Origin of the sequence: Pseudomonas sp. N2-3-1-14, from assembly GCF_041228395.1 — a bacterium.
Taxonomy (GTDB): domain Bacteria; phylum Pseudomonadota; class Gammaproteobacteria; order Pseudomonadales; family Pseudomonadaceae; genus Aquipseudomonas.
Map to the genome: position 1 here is coordinate 4,430,582 of NZ_CP166199.1, position 20,521 is coordinate 4,451,102.

Annotated in this window: 7 protein-coding genes and 1 pseudogene; 2 read left to right on the forward strand and 6 right to left on the reverse strand. The window is 62.7% G+C overall.

Annotation, left to right across the window (positions count from 1 at the left end; all coding sequences use genetic code 11):
- Positions 1–240 precede the first annotated feature (240 nt).
- The 4 genes and pseudogenes from AB5I78_RS20470 to AB5I78_RS20485 form a co-directional block, all read right to left on the reverse strand.
- A pseudogene (locus AB5I78_RS20470) lies at positions 241–1,239 on the reverse strand (chitinase); the annotation flags it as partial.
- 40 nt (positions 1,240–1,279) lie between these two features.
- On the reverse strand, positions 1,280–1,915 hold the full coding sequence (locus tag AB5I78_RS20475; RefSeq protein ID WP_145158819.1) for a lytic polysaccharide monooxygenase auxiliary activity family 9 protein: 636 nt from the start codon (positions 1,913–1,915) through the stop codon (positions 1,280–1,282).
- A gap of 367 nt (positions 1,916–2,282) precedes the next feature.
- Positions 2,283–15,179: a non-ribosomal peptide synthetase gene (locus tag AB5I78_RS20480; RefSeq protein ID WP_369301233.1), complete on the reverse strand. Its 12,897-nt coding sequence runs from the start codon at positions 15,177–15,179 to the stop codon at positions 2,283–2,285.
- Between the two features lie 51 nt (positions 15,180–15,230).
- Positions 15,231–15,983, reverse strand: a complete 753-nt coding sequence (locus AB5I78_RS20485) for a thioesterase II family protein (protein ID WP_242195571.1) — start codon at positions 15,981–15,983, stop codon at positions 15,231–15,233.
- Positions 15,984–16,320: 337 nt separating this feature from the next.
- Between AB5I78_RS20485 and AB5I78_RS20490 the strand changes: the two genes are divergently transcribed.
- Complete coding sequence (locus AB5I78_RS20490; RefSeq protein ID WP_145158825.1) at positions 16,321–16,872, forward strand: RNA polymerase factor sigma-70; 552 nt, start codon at positions 16,321–16,323, stop codon at positions 16,870–16,872.
- A gap of 206 nt (positions 16,873–17,078) precedes the next feature.
- Here the strand turns inward: AB5I78_RS20490 and AB5I78_RS20495 are convergent, their stop codons facing one another.
- Positions 17,079–17,867 carry an ABC transporter substrate-binding protein gene (locus AB5I78_RS20495; protein ID WP_145158827.1) on the reverse strand — a complete coding sequence of 263 codons (789 nt, stop codon included), beginning with the start codon at positions 17,865–17,867 and terminating at the stop codon, positions 17,079–17,081.
- Between the two features lie 93 nt (positions 17,868–17,960).
- The gene (locus tag AB5I78_RS20500; protein WP_145158829.1) at positions 17,961–18,584 is read right to left on the reverse strand and encodes a TetR/AcrR family transcriptional regulator; all 624 of its coding nucleotides are present in this window, start codon (positions 18,582–18,584) and stop codon (positions 17,961–17,963) included.
- Positions 18,585–18,737: 153 nt separating this feature from the next.
- Between AB5I78_RS20500 and AB5I78_RS20505 the strand changes: the two genes are divergently transcribed.
- Complete coding sequence (locus AB5I78_RS20505; protein WP_369301235.1) at positions 18,738–20,516, forward strand: acyclic terpene utilization AtuA family protein; 1,779 nt, start codon at positions 18,738–18,740, stop codon at positions 20,514–20,516.
- The last annotated feature ends 5 nt before the right edge of the window (positions 20,517–20,521 follow it).

Sequence of the window (20,521 nt, forward strand, 5' to 3'; positions counted from 1 at the left end):
CTTGCGCAACAGAAAACGAGCAAAGCAAGTTCATAAAAACCGGATGAAAACTTGAGCCTGACGCAGAAAATCCGATGCCCAAAGAGGGCATCGGATTCTATTTGATAAAGCCAACGATCAGCTCATAAACATAGCTGTTTGAGATCAGGCACGTCTGCCCGATGTCTCTTTGCGCTACTGCCGATTGGCGACTTCGAGATCCGCCTCATCCTCACCGAGGCCAGACAGATGAGTGCCTGTGATCAACGGCCCATAACGGCGGCTGAATTCCCAGTTGTAGGGCACGTGGTCTTTGCTGATCCCGTTGTCCCAATTCACCGACCATGTCATCAGGCCCTTGATCGACAGCCCTTTGGCGTCCAAACGCTTGAATGCATTGGTCACGGCTGCGGGGTTGATCACATAACCGGTGGCGGCTGCGTCGACGTTGGCCGGCAGACCAATGACGAACTTGTCCGCCGGGATTTTGGTAAACCCTCGCGTTCCGCTCACCAGACTTTCGGTCAGGTAAAACAGGAAATCCTCTTTCATCGCGTCGTTGTTCTGGGCAATCCAGGCACCGTTGCCGTTGTTGGCCTCCTGCACCCAGATCCCGTCGCCCCCCTGGTTGTAATACTGCGGGGCAATGAAGTCGTAATAGCCTTCCAGCGCCTGGATGTAACCGACGTATTTGCCGGCGGTGGTCAGGTAAGGAAACTCCGGCGCCATGCTGATAATGAAGTGTTTGCCTTCACCGGCGTAATGGTCCTTGACCAGTTTCAACGCGGCGGGCAGGACAGTCTTGTTGTCGGCGAAATCAATCGCGCTCTGCTCAAGATCGATGTCCAGGCCATCAAAGCCATAGGTTTCCACCAGGCGGATAATCTCGTTGGCCAGTGGCTGTTCGTTGCCTTTATGCAGCTCGATGTGCGCATCGGCGCCGCCAAGGGAAATCAGCACCGCCCTGCCCTGGCTGTTTAGCACGCCCACCTGACGGCGGAACTCGGCGTCGGAAAGGTTGTACGGCTTGAACGTTGGGATACCGTTGCCTTTCATGAAGGCCACGGCCACCACGTTGTAATCCTTCGGCACGTCCGCCAGGTTCATATTGGCGAATTGGCCACGCTGGTAACCGTCGCTCGCGCCGGCAGGCCAGTTGTGCCAGAAGCCCATGAGGATCTTTTTGCCGGCAATGCTCGGCATCAGCGAAGCGACATCGTTCAGCGGCGATTTCAGTGAGGTGAAGTCAATATTTGTCATGTTCTAATCCTTCAGAACGTATGGGTTTAACGGCGCGGGCTTATTTGAAGTCCACGTCGAAGGCTTGATAGAAGGCGTTGCCGGTGTTGGCGACGATCCACATCAATACGATCACATGCTTGCCCTTTTTGTTGGCCGGCAGTTTCACTTCGTGATTGACCTTGGCCTTCAGTTCACCTGCATGGCTGAAGTACGGCACCTGGGTATAGAAGTCTTCGGCGAACGGCTGGGTTTCCAGTTGTGCACGGGTGATGCGCTGTTTCGGATCCCAGCCATCCTTGGTGATCAGCCAACGATAGCCACGGGTGGTGTGCGGCGCGGTGTATTCCCAGGTGACCTTGAAGGTCTGACCCGGGTCGACATTGAGCAGCGGCCAGGTGAAAGCACGGTTGAGTTTCTTGGCCATTTCCTCGTTGGTGAAGTTGATGCAGTCACGGGCATCGGTCTTGCCGCCGCTGAGGATGAAGCCGTCGGCGGGTGGGGTGACGCTGTCACTGTCGGTTTGATAAGGCGCCGGGAACGGGCCGGCAATCAGTGCCGGAAAGTTCTTGCCGCCTTCCATTTCATTGACCTGCCAGGTAGCCAGCAAGCCGAGATCCACGGCGACTGCGCCACGGCTGGAAGGGGACGTGACACGACCATGGCGAAGAGGTGTCTGGGTTTGTGGTTTATTCATGTGTGACTCCATTGATAGTGATTAAGAACTCTCCCTTCCTGAAGGAGAGAACCTCAACCTAACGGAGTTGCCTTTTTTTGCCACAGGCCCGATTTTCGCTCATTTTCTTCTCATGAGCCGACGGCCCCAAAAACACTGTATATAAAAACAGTATTATGGAAATCACCTACGCCACCAGCGGTCAATCTCCTACAGCTCAAGGCGTAAATAGACACCGGTTCTCTCGTAAGTCGCCTTATCCCGTCCGTCAGTGATGAGGCATTGGCCTGGCGGCGGAACAATCTGTCCCCGCGCCAGGGCACTCTCACCGATACCACGATGTCGTTTCGACCAACAGCACGCTCACCGCCAGTTGTTAGAGGTTGCCTTAAAGCCCCTCCAACTCCGCCATCAAATCACTCAACCGATCCACCTTCTCGGCGCTGATCTCATTCGCCGCCAAGCCCTCGATATACTCAGCCAACTCCGCCACCGTGCTGCACTCAAACATCGCCCGCAGCGGTACATCGCGTTGCAGGGTTTTCTGCACGCGGGAGGCAATCTGCGTGGCCAGCAACGAGTGCCCGCCGAGCTCGAAGAAGTTGTCCTGCACACCCACCTTGTCGACTTTCAGCACCTCGGCCCAGATGGCAGCCAAGGTGGTTTCCAGCTCGTTGCGCGGCGCCAAGTAATCCTGGCTGTGCAACTGGCCGATCTCCAACGCCGGCAGGGCCTTGCGGTCGAGTTTGCCGTTGGCGTTCAGCGGCAGGCGCTCAAGCCATAACCAGTGCAGTGGCACCATGTATTCCGGCAGCTCTGCGCGCAGGCGTTGCTTGATGCGGTCCAGGCGCTCGCTCGGGTTGAGGCTTTCATCCGCCGCCACCAGGTAACCCACCAAGTGCTTGCCGTTGACGCCCTCTTGTACACCCACCGCGGCGTCACGCACCTCCAACTGTTCATGCAGGCGCGCTTCGATTTCACCCAGTTCGATGCGGTAGCCGCGAATCTTCACCTGGTGGTCGATACGCCCCACATATTCCAACACGCCATCGCTGCGCCGACGTGCCAGGTCGCCGGTGCGGTAGAGACGCTCGCCGGGTGCGCCAAACGGGTTGGGCACGAACACCTGCGCCGTGCGCAACGGATCGCTGACGTAACCACGGCCCACACCAGTCCCCGCCACACACAGCTCGCCAACCGCGCCCTGGGGCACCAACGCCAGTGCGCCATCGAGCACGTACAACCGGTTGTTGTCAGTCGGGGTGCCAATCGGCAAATAAGTGCTTTGGGTTGACGCCAGATCGACGCGGAAGAACGCCACGTCATCCGAACATTCCGCCGGGCCATAAGCGTTGACCAGGCCAATGTCTGGATAACGCAGCAGCCATTGGTGCGCCAGCTCCGGCGGCATCGCTTCGCCCGTCGGCAGCATCCAGCGCAGGCCGTCCAGGCTCATGCGTTCCTGGGCGAGCATGCCCTGGATCAGCGACGGCACGCTTTCCAGCACAGTAATGCCCTGGGCCTGCACATGGGCCAGCAAGCCTTGCGGGTCATGGGCAAGGGTGTTCGGCACAATATCCACCCGCGCGCCAAACAGCGGCGCAGCGAGGAATTGCCACACGGAAATATCGAAACTTTGCGACGCAGTTTGGGCGATTACATCCGCCGGGCTCAGGTCCAGATAAGGCACCTTGCTCAACTGGTTATTCAGCATGCCGCGCTGTTCGACCATCACGCCTTTGGGCAGGCCGGTGGAGCCCGAGGTGTAGATCACGTAGGCGAGGTTGTCCGGGCCGCTGTAGACACCTGGATTTTCCCCACGGCCCGGCACTTCCTCCCACACCAACAGTTGGCAGTCGGTACCTTCCAGCAGCTCAATTGCCTGCTCGCGACACGCCTCGGTGCACACCAGCAACGGCGTACGGCTCAAGTCGATAATCCGGCTCAGGCGCTGGCTTGGCAGGCCTGGGTCCAGCGGCAGATAACCGGCGCCGGCCTTGAAGCTGCCGATGATCATGCCCAGCAAGTCGAGGTTGCGCTCGGCCAGCAGTGCCACCGGCTGGTCCAGGCCAACGCCTGCTGCGATCAGCGCGTGACCCAAACCGTTGCTGCGCCGATTCAATTCGTCGTAACTCCACTGTTGGTCGAGGCAGCTGGCGGCGATGCGCTGTGGATGCTCGGCCACCTGCGCCTCGAACAGCTCGACATAGCTGCGCTCCAATGGGTAGACGTGCTCACTCTGGTTGCAGCCGTCGAGCAGGAATTCACGTTCCTGCGCGCCAATCAACGGCAGGTCGGCCATGTCGCCATGGAAGCCTTGCACCAGCGCCAGCAGCAGGCGTTTGAACTCGCCGAGCATGCCCTGCACGGTGCTTTCGTCGAAGTAACGCTGGTCGTAGGACAGGTGCAAACCTAGGTCATCGCCCGGGTAGCACACCGCGGTCAGCGGGAAGTTGGTGTGGGTGCGGCCGGAATCCGAGGTGGCATTCAGGCTTTGCGCGCGGTCCAGCACCGAGACCTCCACCGGCGCGTTCTCGAACACGAACAGGCTGTCGAACAACGGTTGGCCCTTGGGCAATTCGCTGTGTTCCTGAATGGTCACCAGCGGCAGGTACTCGTACTCGCGCAGCTGCATGTTGCTGTCAAGCAAGCCGCTCAACCACTGGCGCACGCTGCAGCGCTGACCGTCTTCAGGCAGTTTCACCCGCAGCGCGATGCTGTTGATGAACAGGCCGACAGTGCGTTGCATCTCGGGCATGTCCACCGGGCGCCCGGCCACGGTAACGCCGAACAACACGTCACGCTCGCCGCTCAAGCGACGCAGCACCAACGCCCATGCCGCCTGGGCGAAGGTGTTGACGGTCAGTTGATGGGCCTGCGCCAGTTCACGCAGTTGCGCACCGTCGCGTGCCTCCAGGCGGGTGTAGCAGTCGCCCACCACCATACCGCCGCTATGGCCCGCATGTTCACGCAGGAACGGCCGGTCGCTCGGGATCGGTGTGGTGCGCTCGAAACCTTGCAGGTTGTGCTGCCACCACTGGCGTGCTTCAGCGAGGTTCTGGCGTTGCAGCCAGGCAATGTAATCGCGGTAGCGCGGCGGGGTGGCCAACTGTGCTTCGCGGCCTTCGCCCAGGGCCATGTAGATCTCAAAGAAGTCATTCATCAACAGCGAACGGCACCAGGCATCGATGAGGATGTGGTGGTTGCTCATCATGAACCAGTAGCGCGCTTCACCGACGCGGATCAGGCGCAGGTGAAACGGCGCCTGGTTAAGCAGATCGAAACCGGCTTCCCGCTCGGCCTTGAGCAAGGCTTGCAGACGGGGTTCCTGTTCACTTTCCGGATCGGCGCTCCAGTCCAGGTACTCGATCGGCGTGCTGCCCGGCTTGTGAATCACTTGCAGCATGTCTTCGCCGACGTTCCAGCAGAACGACGCGCGCAAGGCTTCGTGACGCGCGATCACCGCCTGCCAGGCTTGGGCAAACCGCTGCGGGTCGAGCGCGCTGTTGATGCGGTAGCGGTCCTGCATGTAGTAGAGGCCCGTGCCCGGTTCCAGCAAAGTGTGCAGCAGCAGGCCTTCCTGCATCGGCGTCAGCGGGTACACGTCTTCGATAGCGCTGGCCGGCACCGGCAGGCTGTCGAGTTGTGGCTGGGTTAGGTGCGCCAGCGGGAAGTCCGACGGCGTGAGGCCGCCGGCAGCGTCGCTCAGGCAATGCGCGATCAGGCTTTGCAGTTCGCCCAGGTAGGCCTCGGCCAGTTCGCGAATGGTCTGTTGATCGTGGCGCTCGCGGCTGAAGGTCCAGCGCAGCACCAGTTCGCCGCCGTACACCTGGCTGTCGACGCTCAACTCATTAGGCAACGGCGCCTGCGGGTCATGCGCCAGGCCGGCTGGCTCATCCAGCGGGTGGAACAGCGCATCGGCGCCAAAGCTCTGGTCGAACTGGCCGAGGTAGTTGAAGGTGATGTCGGCGCTTGGCAGTGCGGCCATGGTCTGCTTGCACAGATCGTCCGCCAGGTAACGCAGCACGCCATAGCCCAAACCTTTGTGCGGCACGCCGCGCAGTTGCTCCTTGATCGCCTTGATCGATGCGCCCTGCTCTGCTTGCGGGGTCAGGCGCAATGGGTAAGCACTGGTAAACCAGCCGACGCTGCGGGTCAGGTCGATGTCATCAAACAAGGTTTCACGGCCATGGCCTTCCAGCTGGATCAACGCTGAATCGTGACCACTCCAGCGGCACAGCACACGGGCCAACGCCGTCAGCAGCAGGTCGTTGACCTGAGTGCGATAGGCGCTTGGCGCCTGTTGCAGCAACTGGCGGGTGTGTTGCGCGTCCAGGCGCACGCTGACCGTGTCGGCATCCCGAGTGAGCAGCGAACCGTGTGGGCGATCCACCGGCAATACCGCCGCAGGACCGGCCAACCGGTCTTGCCAAAGGCTCAACTCTTCACGCAGGGATTCACTGCTCGCATAGGCCTGCAAACGCGCAGCCCAATCGCGCAAGGCGCTGGTCTTGGCCGGCAGGCTGACCGATTGGCCGTCGCTCAGTTGGCGGTAGACGGTTTGCAGGTCTTCAAGCAATACGCGCCACGACACGCCATCCACCACCAAGTGATGAATCGCGATCAGCAGGCGTTGCTGACCCTGCGGGCCATCCACCAGCAAGGCGCGCAGCAGCGGACCGTGTTCGAGGTCGAGGCTGCGTTGGGTGTCGGTGAACAGCGCGGTGCACTGCGCCATATCGCGCACTTGCGCCTGCATCAGCACGCCGCCGCGCGGCACGGCCAAGTGCTCGGCGTGCCATTGGGCATCGCGCGGCGTAAAGCTCAGGCGCAGGGCGTCGTGGTGTTCCAGCACCGCCAACAGCGCTTGCTCCAGGCGATGAGGGTCGAGCAGTTGCAGCGGTTTGAGCAGCAACGCCTGGTTCCAGTGCTGACGATTCGGAATCGCCGTATCGAAGAACCAATGCTGGATCGGCGTCAGGCCCGAGCTGCCCGTCAGCACCCCTTGTTCGGCGCTGACCCGCTCGGACCGCGTGGCCACGGCTGCGAGGGTTTGCACGGTCTGGTGCTGGAACAGGTCGCGCGGGCTGAAGTGAATCCCGGCCTGCCGCGCACGGCTGACCACCTGGATCGACAGGATCGAGTCGCCGCCCAGTTCAAAGAAATTATCGTCCATGCCGACCTGCTGCACGTTCAACACGGCGCACCAGATCGCGGCCAGGGTGTGCTCCAGTTCGTTGCGTGGCGCCACGTAGTCTTGGCGGTTCGCCTCCGGGTCCGGTTGCGGCAAGGCGCGGCGGTCGAGCTTGCCGTTGGCGGTCAGCGGCATGCTGTCCAGCACGATCAGGTGCGCAGGCACCATGTAGTCCGGCAGTTGCGTCTTCAGGTGTGCCTTGAGCGCGTCGCGCAGTGTGCCGTGGTCGGCGTCGCTGACCAGGTAAGCCACCAGCTGTTTGCCGCTCGGCGAATCCAGCGCCAGCACCACCGCTTCGCGCACCGCGTGGTGTTCCAGCAGGCGGGTTTCGATTTCGCCCAGTTCAATGCGGAAACCGCGAATTTTCACCTGATGGTCGATACGGCCCAGGTACTCCACCAGGCCATCGGCGCGTTGGCGCACCAGGTCGCCGGTGCGGTACAAACGCCCGCCATTGGTAGCAAACGGGTCGGCGACAAAACGCTCTGCGGTCATGCCCGGGCGTTGGTGGTAACCCTGGGCCAGACCGGCCCCGCCGACATACAACTCGCCGGTCGCACCTTGCGGCACCAGCGCCAGGTCGGCGTCGAGAATGTAGGCCACGCGGTCGCCAATGATGCTGCCGATCGGCACGCTGCCAGCGCCCTCCTCCACGTGCTCGGGCGCCAGACTGGCCAGCGGCATGACCACGGTTTCAGTCGGGCCGTAGGCGTTGAAAAACACCTCGGGCTGAAACGCTGCGCGGATACGCTGCAAGTGTTCGCCGGTCAGCGCCTCACCGCCGGTGATGCACATGCGCACCGGCAAGGTTTGCTGCTGAGTCGCCAGCCACTGCGCCAACTGGCTGCCATAGCTTGGGGTGAAGCCGAGGATATTGATGCGATGGGTGCGAATCAGCGCGCAGATTTCTTCGGCATCCCACTGGCCCTGGGCGCGCAACACCACCTGCGCGCCGCTGAGCAGCGGCACCAGCAAACGCTCGGTGGCGGCGTCGAAATTGATCGAATAAAAGTGCAGTTCGCAATCGTCCGCACGCATGCCAAAGCGCTTGATCACCGCCTGGCAATGCATGGCGATTTCACCGTGGGACACCACCACGCCTTTGGGCTTGCCGGTGGAACCTGAGGTGTAGATCAAGTACGCCTGATGTTGCGGCAAGCTGATAAAGGGCAGCTCGTCGGCCGAGTAATTGGCGAGCACCGGCAGGTCATCTTCCAGGCACCAGCACGCCACCGTCGCCGGCAGTTCACCAAGGGCTTCGAACAGTGCCGCGTCACTGAGCAGCAGGCCGATGCCGCTGTCTTCGATCATGTAGTGCAAGCGGTCCAGCGGGTATTCCGGGTCGAGCGGCACATAGGCGCCACCGGCCTTGAGAATCGCCAACAAGCCAATCACCATTTCCAGGGAACGCGGCAACGCCAGGCCGACGCGCACCTGTGGGCCGACGCCGCGCTCGCGCAGCATCCACGCCAGGCGATTGGCGCGGGCGTCCAGTTCGCGGTAGGTAAGGGTTTCACCGGCAAAGGTCAGTGCCGGCGCATCGGCACGCTTGCTCGCCTGCTGACTGAACAACTGGTGAATGCACTGATCGAGGCGATGCTCGCCCGCTTCCATACCGAGGCTGTCCTGCAACGCGCGCTGCTCGGCGGCGGTCAGCAACGGCAATTCGCTGAGGCGCTGCTGCGGGTTGGCGATCAGTGCCTCCAGCAAGTTGCGCCAATGCTCGGCCATGCGCGCAATGCGCGGTTCGTCGAACAGGTCGGTGCTGTAGGTCAGGCAGCAACCCAGGCGATGGTCGAGGTCGGTGACTTCCAGGTTGAGGTCAAACTTGGTCGCGCGCGCATCGTTGGCCAGGTACTCGACGGTCATGCCGGCCAGTTGGCGGCTCTGCTGGAATTCCCAGCGCTGCACGTTGCACATCACTTGGAACAGCGGGTTGTAGGCCGCGCTGCGTGGGGGTTGCAGGGCTTCCACCAAATGATCGAACGGCAGGTCCTGATGGGACTGGCCTTCAATCACGGTGTGGCGCACCTGCTCGAACAACTCGCCCACCTTCATCTGCCCATTGAGCTGGCAACGCAGCACCTGGGTGTTGAGGAATGCGCCGATCAGGCCCTCGCTTTCCGGACGAATGCGGTTGGCCACCGGCGCGCCGATGCGCAGGTCGGTCTGGCCGCTGTAGCGGTAGAGCAACACGGCCAGGGTGGCGGTCATGGTCATGAACAGGGTCAGGCCGCGTTCGGCATTGAAGGCGCGCACACGGGCGGCCAGTTCATCGCTCAGGTCAAAGCGGTACAGCTCGCCCTGGTGGCTTTGCACCGGCGGACGCGGGCGGTCGCCGGGCAGTTCGAGCAGTGGATGCTCATGCCCAAGCTGCCCGATCCAGTAGTCGAGTTGGCGCTGACGCTCGCCGGACTCCAGCCATTGGCGCTGCCACACGCTGTAGTCGAGGTACTGCACCGGCAACGGCGCCAGCGGCGAATCGCGCTCGTCGATAAAGGCCTCGTACAGCGCGCTGAGTTCACGCGCGAAGATGTCCATCGCCCAGCCTTCGGTGACGATGTGGTGCAGGGTCAGCACCAGGTAGTGTTCCTGCTCGCCGGCCTTGACCAGGCACGCGCGCAGCAATGGCCCGGTTTCCAGGTTGAAAGGCGTATGGGCTTCGTGGTCGGCCAGTTGTTGCAGGCGCAGCTGACGCTCGGCTTCAGTGAGCGCCGAGAAATCCTGCCAGTCCATGCGCAGGCCGGTTTGCGGCGCGACCTTTTGCTGGGCCACGCCGTCGAGGCTCGGGAAGGTGGTGCGCAGGGTTTCGTGACGCATGATCAAGGCTTGCAACGCCGCCTCGAAACGCCCCACGTCCAGCACGCCACGCAGGCGCGCCATGCCACCGACGTTGTAGGCCGGGCTGTCCGGCTCCATCTGCCAGAGGAACCACATGCGCTGTTGGGAATAGGACAGCGGCACCGGCGCGCTGCGGTCGACCTTGGCGATAGCGGTTTGCTGGTTGCGCTGGCCCGAAGCCTGGATCAGCCCGACTTGCTCGGCAAACGCGCCCAGCTCGCTGGCTTCGAACAAGGTGCGCAGCGGCAGCTCGACGTCGCAGGCTTGGCGGGTGCGCGAGATGATTTGCGTGGCCAGCAACGAGTGACCACCGAGGGCGAAGAAGTCGTCGCCCAGGCCAATGCGAGGCAGGCCGAGGACTTCGCGCCAGATCGCCGCAATCTGCTGCTGCAACGGGGTTTGGGGTTCGATGTGTTCACGGGTTTGCCACAACGGCGCCGGCAAGGCACGGCGGTCCAGTTTGCCGCTGGGGCTCAGCGGCATCGCCTCCAGACGCAGCAGTTGCGCGGGCACCATGTATTCCGGCAACTCGGCGGCCAGGGCAGTTCTTACCTGTTGAGCGTCCAGCGCGGTGCTGGCGGTGTAGTAGCCGATCAGTTGCTGGTCACGCACCAGCACCACGGCTTGGGCGATGCCGTCCATGGCCAACAGGCGTGCTTCGATTTCTTCCGGTTCCACGCGAAAGCCACGCAGTTTGACCTGCTGATCGAGCCGGCCGAGGTAGTCGAGTACGCCGTCAGCGCTCCAGCGCACGCGGTCACCGGTGCGGTACAGGCGTGTGCCCGCCTCGCCCAAGGGGTCGGCGACGAAACGTTCTGCGGTCAGCCCGGCGCGGCCGAGGTAACCGCGCGCCAGGCCGATGCCGCCGATGCACAATTCGCCCGGCACACCGGCCGGCAATGGGTTGAGGTGTTCGTCCAGCACGCGACAGATCACATTGCCCAGCGGCCGGCCAATCGGCGAGCGCTCGCCGTCTTCGGCCTGGCACTGCCAGTGGGTGACGTTGATCGCGGTTTCCGTCGGGCCATAACGGTTGTGCAATTGCACCGCCGGCAACTGTGCCAAGACGCGGTTGCGCAGTTCGGCGGGCAAGGCTTCACCGCCGGAGAACAGGCGGCGCAGGCTGGTGCATTCGGCCACCCGCGGCTCATCGATAAACAGCTGCAACAGCGGCGGCACAAAGTGCAGGGTGGTTACGCCGTGTTCCTGCACCAACTGCGCAATGCGGTGCGGGTCGCGATGCTCGCCGGGACCGGCCAGCACCAGGCGGCAACCGGTGATCAATGGCCAGAAGCACTCCCACACCGACACGTCGAAACTGATCGGTGCTTTTTGCATCAGCACATCGGTGTCGTTGAGTTGATACGTGGCTTGCATCCACTGCAAACGCTCGGCCAGCGCCGCATGGGTATTGCCCACGCCCTTGGGCTGGCCGGTGGAGCCGGAGGTGTAAATCACGTAGGCGAGGTTGTCGCCATGCAGGTGCAAACCCGGTGCCTGGGTCGACCAGCTGTCGAGGTGCAGGCTGTCCATGGCGATCACGCACACGCCTTCGGGTGCCGGTAACAGCTCGAGCAGTGAGGTTTGGGTCAACAGCAGGTGCACGCCGCTGTCCTGGAGCATGTAGGCCAGGCGATCGGCGGGGTAATCCGGGTCGAGCGGCACATAGGCGCCACCGGCCTTGATGATCGCCAGCAAGCCGATCAACAGTTGCGGCGAGCGTTCGGCGGCGATGGCCACGCACACATCCGGGCCAACGCCCTTGTCACGCAGGTAATGGGCCAGGCGGTTGGCCTGGGTGTGCAGTTGGGCGAAGGTCAGGTTGCCGTCTTGCCAGACCAACGCGGTGTTGTCCGCGGTGTGTTGGCTGAGCAGTTCTGGCAGCCACTGCTGCGCCGGCGTGCACGGCGCTTCACTCCACGGCTGTTGTTCGTCGGCGTGCATCAACGGCAAGTCGCCGATGGCCTGTTGCGGTTGCTCGCACACGGCGTGTAGCAAGTTGATGAAGTGCTCGGCGAGACGCTGAATGGTTGCGCTGTCGAACAGCTCATCGGCGTAGTCGAACGACAGGCTCAGGCGCCCGTTGCGGTCTTCTTCGCTGTGCAGTTGCAGGTCGAACTTGGCCTCGCGGCTGTGCCAGGGCAACTCATCGGCGAGCATGCCCGGCAGGCGGCGCAAGGCACTCAGGTCGCGTTGCTGGTGGTTGAACATGACCTGGAACAGGCCCTGTTCGCGGGCGTGCGGGAAGGCTTCCAGCAGTTGCTCGAACGGCAGGTCCTGATGCGCCTGGGCGCCCAACGCAGCCTGACGGGTGGCCGCCAACAATTGATCGAACGGCAGACGGCCATCCAGCTCGGCGCGCAGCACCAGGGTGTTGATGAAGAAGCCGATCAGGCCTTGGGTTTCCTGGCGCGGGCGGTTGGCATTCGGCACGCCGATGCGGATATCGCGCTGGCCGCTGTAGCGGTAGAGCAGGCTTTGGAACGCCGCCAGCAGCAGCATGAACGGGGTGGCTTGGTTGTCTTGGGCGGTCTGGCGAATCGCTACACTGAGGCCGGCCTCCAGGCGCACGCTATGGCGCGACGCGCTGTGGCGTTGTTGCGACGAGCGCGGATGGTCGGTGGCCAGGCTCAGGCTCGGATGTTCCTCGCCCAACTGGGTTTTCCAGTACGCCAGTTGCCGCTGGCCTTCGCCTTCGGCCAGCCATTGGCGCTGCCAGCTGCCATAGTCGGCGTATTGCAGGGCCAGTGGCGGTAACGCCAGGGGCTGGCCTTGCGTTGCGGCGGCATACAGGCGCGAGAATTCGTCGATGAGGATATTCAGCGACCAACCGTCGGCAATGATGTGGTGCAGCGTCACCAGCAATTGGTGATCTTCATCGTCCAGGCGCACCAGGGTCACCCATAGCAGCGGGCCCTTTTCCAGGTCGAACTGGGTGCGCGCTTCGTCTTCGCGGATCTGCTGCGCGCGTGCCTCACGCTCGGCGCCCGGCAGGTCGCTGAGGTCGATAATTTGCAGGTCGAATTCGGCGCTTGCCTGCACACGCTGGAAGGCCTGGCCGTCGCGCTCGTAGAAGCGCGTACGCAGGGCTTCGTGACGCTCGATCAGGTGCTGGAAGCTGGCGCGCACGGCGTCTTCGTCCAACTCGCCGCGCAAACGCAAGGCGCCGGGGATGGTGTAGGCGCTGCTCTGCGGGTCAAGTTGCCAGGTGATCCACAGGCGGTTTTGCGCCAGCGATTGCGGCAGGTCGTCCTGGCGCGACAAGGCATGAATCGCGCCTTGAGCAACGCCGCCGTCCTGCTGCAATTGCGCAACGCTTGCGGCAAAGCTCGCCAGGGTCGGCGCTTCGAACAGCATGCGCAGGTTCAGCTCCAGCCCCAGGGTTTCGCGCAGGCGGGCGACCACTTGGGTGGCGGTGATGGAGTTACCGCCGAGCAGGAAAAAGTGGTCATCGGCCGCAACGGTTGCGACCTGCAACTGCTCGCACCAGATGGCGGCGATCTGGTTTTGCAGATCGGATTCCAACGCCGCATCGCTCGCTTGCGCTTGCAGGTCGGGGAACTGCGCGTAGCTGTCGAGGCTGCCATCGGCGTGGCGAAGGGCACAGGCCGAGCGCTGCACTTTGCCGCTGGAGGTCTTCGGCAAGGCGCCGGGGTTGAGCAGCACCACCACGCTCGGGGCTTCTTGATACGCCTCGGCCACGGCCTGGCGGATGGCTTTGATCAGCGCCTCGGGCGGCAGGATTTTCTGCACGCTGCGGCTGATTTCGGCGGCGATGCCGATGCCTTCCAGGCCTTGGTCATTCACTGCAAAAGCGGCAACGCGGCCCTTGCGCACCACTTCCACTTCGCGCTCGATGGTTTGTTCGATGTCCTGGGGATACAGGTTATGACCGCGCACGATCAGCAGGTCTTTCAGGCGTCCGGTGATGTACACCTGGCCCTCGCGGATAAAACCCAGGTCGCCGGTGCGCAGCCAGGTGCGGCCGGCGTGCTGTACAAACGTCTTGGCCGACGCTTGCGGATTGCGCCAGTAGCCGTGGGCGATGCTCGGGCCGCTGGCCCACAGTTCGCCGACGTGGTTATCTGGCAGTTCGCTCAGCGTGTGCGGGTCGGCGATCAACACCGCGTGCTCCGGCTGGCTGGTGCCGCAACTCATGATCGCGTTGCCCTGCCCCGGTTCGGCGCGGTTGGCGGCCAACGCCTGTTCATCCAGGCGCAAGGCCGGGATGCCGTGGCCGCGGGTGCCGCCAGCGACGAACAGGGTCGCCTCGGCCAGGCCGTAGGAGGCGAAGAAATTGTTCGGGGTGAAGCCACACGTCGCGAACTTCTCGGCGAAGCGCTCCAGGGTGTCGAGGCGGATCGGTTCAGAGCCCGAATAGGCCACGCGCCAGGTGCTCAAGTCGAGGCGCTCCAGGGCTAATTCGCTGACCCGCTCGCTGCACAGGCGGTAGGCGAAGTCCGGGCCACCGCTGATGGTGCCGCGGTATTCACTGATCGCCTCCAGCCAACGCAGCGGCCGGCCAAGGAAGTACGCCGGCGACATCAACACGCACGGCACGCCACTGAAGATCGGTTGCAGCAGGCCGCCGATCAGGCCCATGTCGTGGTACAGCGGCAGCCAGCTGACGATCACGTCATCCGGGTTGAGGTCGATGCCAAAACCACGGCGGATCAGCACTTCGTTGGCCACCAGATTGCCGTGGCTGACTTGCACGCCTTTGGGCAATGCGGTGGAGCCGGAGGTATATTGCAGAAAGGCGATGTCGTCGGCGTGCAGTTCGGGTTCGACCCAGCGCTCGGCGAGCTGTGCATCCAGGGTGTCGACGCTCAGCACCGGCGGCGCGTTGTCGATTTGCGCCAGGCCGTCGCCGAGGCTGGCAATGGTCAGCAGCACGCGCGGTTCAGCGTCACTGATGATCGACAGCAGGCGCTCCTGATGATGCCGGCGCGTGGACTCTGGCGGATACGCCGGCACTGCGATGACCCCGGCGTACAGGCAGCCAAAGAACGCCGCGACGTAGTCCGGGCCGCTGGGGAACAACAGCACCGCACGCTCGCCCAACGCCACATTGGCCTGCAAGGCGGCGGCGATGGCGCGGGCGCGCCGGTCCAGGTCACGGTAGCTGAGCACAACGTTTTGCTCGGCAGAGTCGGCGAGGAAGCGCAGGGCCACCTGGTCCGGGGTCTGTGCGGCGCGACGTTGAAGGGACTGGACCAGAGTGCGGGGAAGTTCGAAGGCGTCCATCATGGGGTTCCTGCCTGAAATCGGCTTACGGGAAAATCGAGAAATAGAGAGCGTTCAGACGGCGGCCAGCTGCCGCGCCGCGTCACTGCGCCAGCGTGCGAGGTGCTCGTCGGCGTAGCGCCGCAGGCAACGCAGCACGGCGCTTTCGTGCTGCACGAGAAAGAAGTGGTGGCCGTCGAACATGTCCAGGGAAAAGCCGCTGGCGGCGTCGGCCTGCCAGTCAAGCAACTGGTCGGCGCGCACGCTGTCTTGCTTGCCGCCAAACACGTGGATCGGCATGCCCAGCGGTTCGCGCTGGCCGTAGGTGAAGCTGCCGCAGAGCAGGAAGTCGGCGCGCAGGATCGGCAGCATCAACTGCATCAATTCGGGGTTGGCCAGGGCCTCTTCGGCGGTGCCCTGCAATTCGCGCAGGCGGGCGATCAGTTGTTGGTCAGTCTTTTCAATGGCGTAGTCGCTCACATCACGGCGCGCCGGGCCGGCGGTGCCAGAGGCAAACAACGCCAGCGGCTCAGGCGCACCGCGCTCGCGCAGGGCGTGGGCCAATTCGAAGGCGAGCAGGCCGCCGAGGCTGTGGCCGAACAGGGCATACGGGCCGTTCAGGTCGCGGCTGATTTCATCCGCCAACTGCGCTGCCAAGGCCTTGATGTCGCGCTGCAACGGCTCATCCATGCGCATGCCGCGCCCCGGCAACTCCAGTGGGCACACTTGCAACCAATCCGGCAGAGCCCGACGCCAACGCGCATAGACCATGGCGCTGGCCCCCGAATAGGGCAGGCAAAACAGGCGCAGTCGCGTGGCGGCACTCATCGGCTGAGCGCTCTCATCAGGCTGAGGGCGCCCGATAGGCTAAAGGCTCCAAACTGAAACACGCTGTATGCACCGTACAAACCCATGTCGTCCTCCTGCGGGCGCTGATCCTTGGCCGTTTGTTAACGGACCTGTCACCCATGAGAACGGACGGTGCCGGCAAATAATTAGTCTGCGGGCAAGCGCGAGACCTGGTTCACACCTTTCAGGAAGGCATAAGATTAGTTCGTCTTCTCATTTGACAATCATTATCATTAAGCATAATTTGTTGCCCGATGTGTAGGAGGCCTCAGCACGGACGCCCTCCCCTAACCTCTTTTGCGACAAGGTGATTTCCATGACGGAACAAGTATTCACAGGCAGGTGCGACTCACCGCTTCTCCAGGCATTCGTCGACAATCGTTTGATTCTGGTGAAGATCGCGGCACGCATTACCGGCTGCCGCTCGCGCGCCGAAGACGTGGTGCAGGACGCCTACTTCCGGCTGCAATCGGCGCCGACGATCACCTCATCGTTCAAGGCCCAACTGAGTTATCTGTTCCAGATCGTGCGCAACCTGGCGATCGATCACTACCGCAAGCAGGCCCTGGAACTCAAATACTCCGGGACCGAAGAGGAAGGCTTGAATGTGGTCATTCACGGCGCTTCACCGGAAACCTCGCACATCAACTTCAACACCCTGGAAAACATCGCCGACGCCCTGACGCAATTGCCTCAACGCACCCGTTACGCGTTCGAGATGTATCGCCTGCACGGCGTGCCGCAAAAGGACATCGCCAAGGAACTCGGCGTCTCGCCGACCCTGGTGAATTTCATGATTCGTGATGCGCTGGTGCATTGCCGCAAGGTGTCGGGCAGCCACAGCGATACGTTTGCACGGCGAGTCTGAGTGTGGGGAAAGGGCTTGTTGTGCTGAGCAGGCTTGTTGTGGCGAGCGGGCTTGCCCCGCGTCGGGCTGCGCAGCAGCCCTGAAAACAGACACTGCGGTCTGACTGAAAACCTGCGGTGGCTTTATTGGGGCCGCTTCGCAGCCCAACGCAGGGCAAGCCTGCTCGCCACAGCAAGCCTGCCCACCACAGCAAGCCTGATCCGCGCTCAGTGCACCGCTGTCACATCAATGCGATACGGCTCGAAGATCTTCAACAGCTGCCCGTTATCGCGCAGGCGCTTGAGCATCTCGGCAAACGCCGCCCCGGTAATCGGTGCCTTTGGCCGCAGCAACGCGTAGTGGTGGTACACCTGGTCAATCCGCTCCGAGACCAGGAACTGCCCGGCCATGTCCGCGTTGCGCACCATGAAATCACTCAAGTACGAACGCGTGACCAGTGCGATGTCCGCACGCCCGCGCGCCACCATCAGCAAGTTGCTGTCATGGGAATAGGTCAACGTGGCGTTGAAATGCTCGGTCATGTACTTGGGGTCGGGGTTGAAGTTGGCAAAGGCGTAGTGATAACCGCTGAACACGGCCAGACGCTTGCCGTTGAGGTCGGCGAAATAGCGCTGATCGCGACCGGGCTCACGTTGGGCGACGAAAATTTCCGCGTCCTCAAGCCCCATGTCCACGGCAGTGTGGTCAATGTTCTGCCAGCCCCAGTCGGGGTTTTCGAAGATCGCCATGTCGACCCGGCCTTGCTCGAAATCGCGAAAACGCCGTGGGATAGACGTCGGCACCAGTACAAACTGGTAGTCGGTTTGCGAGGCGTTCAGCGCCTCGACCAGTTGCGGCAGTAAACCGGTGTCGGCGCCTTGCTCGGGGCGTACGGTGTAGGGCGGAAAATGCGCGGCGCCGATCCTCACCAATTGCGCAGCCGAAGCCGGCATCCACCCCGCGGTGCCCAGTGCCCATAAAGTTAGTCCTGCAGCCAGCCGCCATGGCGAAAACATTGAGGCACACACCGTTTAATACTCTGATGGCGATAAGCTAGGCGTTTTTGTCAGGTGAGACAACTTTCCATCGGCAAATTAATGGCTTGCGCCTCAATCGGCCTTCAGCACCATCAGCAGGGCTTCTTCGGCCAATTGCTCCAGGGTCATGCTGCCTTGGGCGCGGAACCACGTGGTGGTCCAGGACAACGCGCCGGTGAGGAAACGCCGGGTGATAAATACATCGCCCCTGATGTAACCGGCGGCCTTGGCCTCGCCCAGCACCTGCAACCAGATGTCTTCGTACACATCCCGCAGCGCCAGCACTTGGGCCTGGCCATCGGCCGACAGCGAACGCCATTCGTAGACCAGCACCGCCATGGCTTCGCCGCTGCCGCCCATGATCGACTGCAACTCACAGCGAATCAGCGCCAACACGCGTTCACGCACGCTGTTCGCTTCCTCGAGTGAGGCGCGCATCATCGCGGTGTTGTAGTGGATGGTTTCCTCCATCACCGCGCGCAGGATCTCGTCCTTGCTCTTGAAGTGATGAAAGATGCTGCCGGACTGAATGCCCACCGCGCTGGCCAAGTCACGCACGGTGGTGCGCTCAAAGCCCTTGTTGCGAAACAGGTGAGCTGCGGTTTGCAGCAATTTGCCCCGGGCACTGTCGGGGTCGGTCAATTGGCCGGCATCGACCATGGTGCGCATCACCCTCAGGGCTTTTTGCTCATCCATGCCTCTCTCCTTCACGTGTGCTGACGTCGTGGGCGGCAATTTAGGCCGTGGCCGCCACCCAAGCAAGCGCTTGGGCAAAACTTGTGTACAGAGTTTACAAACCAAGCGCTTGCTTGGTAGTCTCGACGCCAGCCATTCGAGGACGGATTTCTCATGAGCAAGACGGTACGTATCGGCTGCGCCAGCGCCTTCTGGGGAGACACCTGCACCGCCGCCGCCCAGTTGGTACACGGCGGCGCGCTGGATTACCTGGTGTTCGACTATTTGGCGGAAGTCACCCTGTCGATCCTTGCCGGCGCACGGATGAAAGACCCTCAGGCCGGCTACGCCACGGATTTCGTCGAAGTGCTCACGCCGCTGCTGGGCGACATCCAGCGCCAGGGCATCCGCGTGATCAGCAATGCCGGCGGCATCAACCCGCAAGCGTGCGCCGCCGCCCTGCAAGCGGCCTGCGACAAGGCGCAAATCCCGCTGAAAATCGCCGTGCTGCTGGGCGATGACCTGCAACCGCAGCTCAAGCACCTGCACGGCGTCAGCGATATGTTCAACGGCGCGCCGCTGCCGCCGATGTGCGTGTCGGCCAACGCCTACCTCGGCGCGCCGGGCATTGCCCAGGCACTTGCGCTGGGCGCCGACATCGTGATCACCGGCCGCGTGGTCGACAGCGCCGTGGTCAGCGCCGCATTGGTGCACGAATTCAACTGGTCATGGCAGGACTATGACCGCCTCGCCCAAGCTGCCCTCGCCGGGCACATCATCGAATGCGGCGCGCAATGCACGGGCGGCAACTTCACCGATTGGCGTGACGTGCCGGACTACGAGCACATTGGTTTTCCCATCGTCGAGGTCAGCGCCGACGGCCAGTTCACCGTCAATAAAGTCGACGGTACGGGCGGGCTGATCAGCGAACTCAGCGTGGCCGAACAGCTGCTGTATGAAATCGGCGACCCGCGCGCCTACCTGCTGCCCGATGTGATCTGCGATTTCAGCCAGGTCAAACTGCAGCAGCAAGGCAAAAACCAAGTGCGCCTGCACGGCGCCAAAGGTTTGCCGCCCACCGATCAGTACAAAGTCAGCGCCACCTACCCGGACGGTTTTCGTTGCACCGCCAGCTGCCTGATCGCCGGGATCGACGCGGTGGCCAAGGCCGAGCGTGTCAGCCAGGCGCTCATCAACAAGACTTCGGAACTGTTCAGCCAGCGTGGCTGGGCGCCTTACACCGAGGTCAACATCGAACTGCTCGGCAGCGAAGCCACCTACGGCGCCCACGCCCAGCGTCAGGATTGCCGCGAAGTGGTGGTGAAACTGGCGGTGCGGCACCCGAGCAAACAGGCGCTGGTGCTGTTCGCCCGCGAGATCGCCCAGGCAGCCACCGGTATGGCGCCGGGGTTAACCGGAATTGTTGGCGGCCGCCCGACGGTGTACCCATTGATTCGGCTGTTTTCGTTCCTGATCGATAAATCATCCTGTGAGCTGGTGATCGACTTCCAAGGCCTGCGCCACACCATTGAACTGCCCGCCTCTGCGCCACTGGTCACCCCGGCTGAGCCGATTGACCCGCCCAAGCCCCAGGGCCGCGCCGACGCCAGCGTGCCCCTGGTAAAGCTGGCCGTCGCGCGCTCCGGCGACAAAGGCAACCACAGCAATATCGGCGTGATCGCCCGCCATCCCGACTACTTGCCGTGGATCGCCGAAGTGCTGACCCCGCAAGTGATCGTCGACTGGATGAGCCACGTGCTCGACCCCTTCCACGGCCGCGTCGAACGCTGGTACTTGCCCGGCAGCCACAGCCTGAATTTCCTGCTGGAAAACGCCTTGGGCGGCGGCGGTATCGCCAGCCTGCGCATCGACCCGCAGGGCAAAGCCTTCGCCCAGCAACTGCTGGAAATTCCCATCGCCGTGCCGCAACACATCGCCGATCAACTCAAATAAAAGGA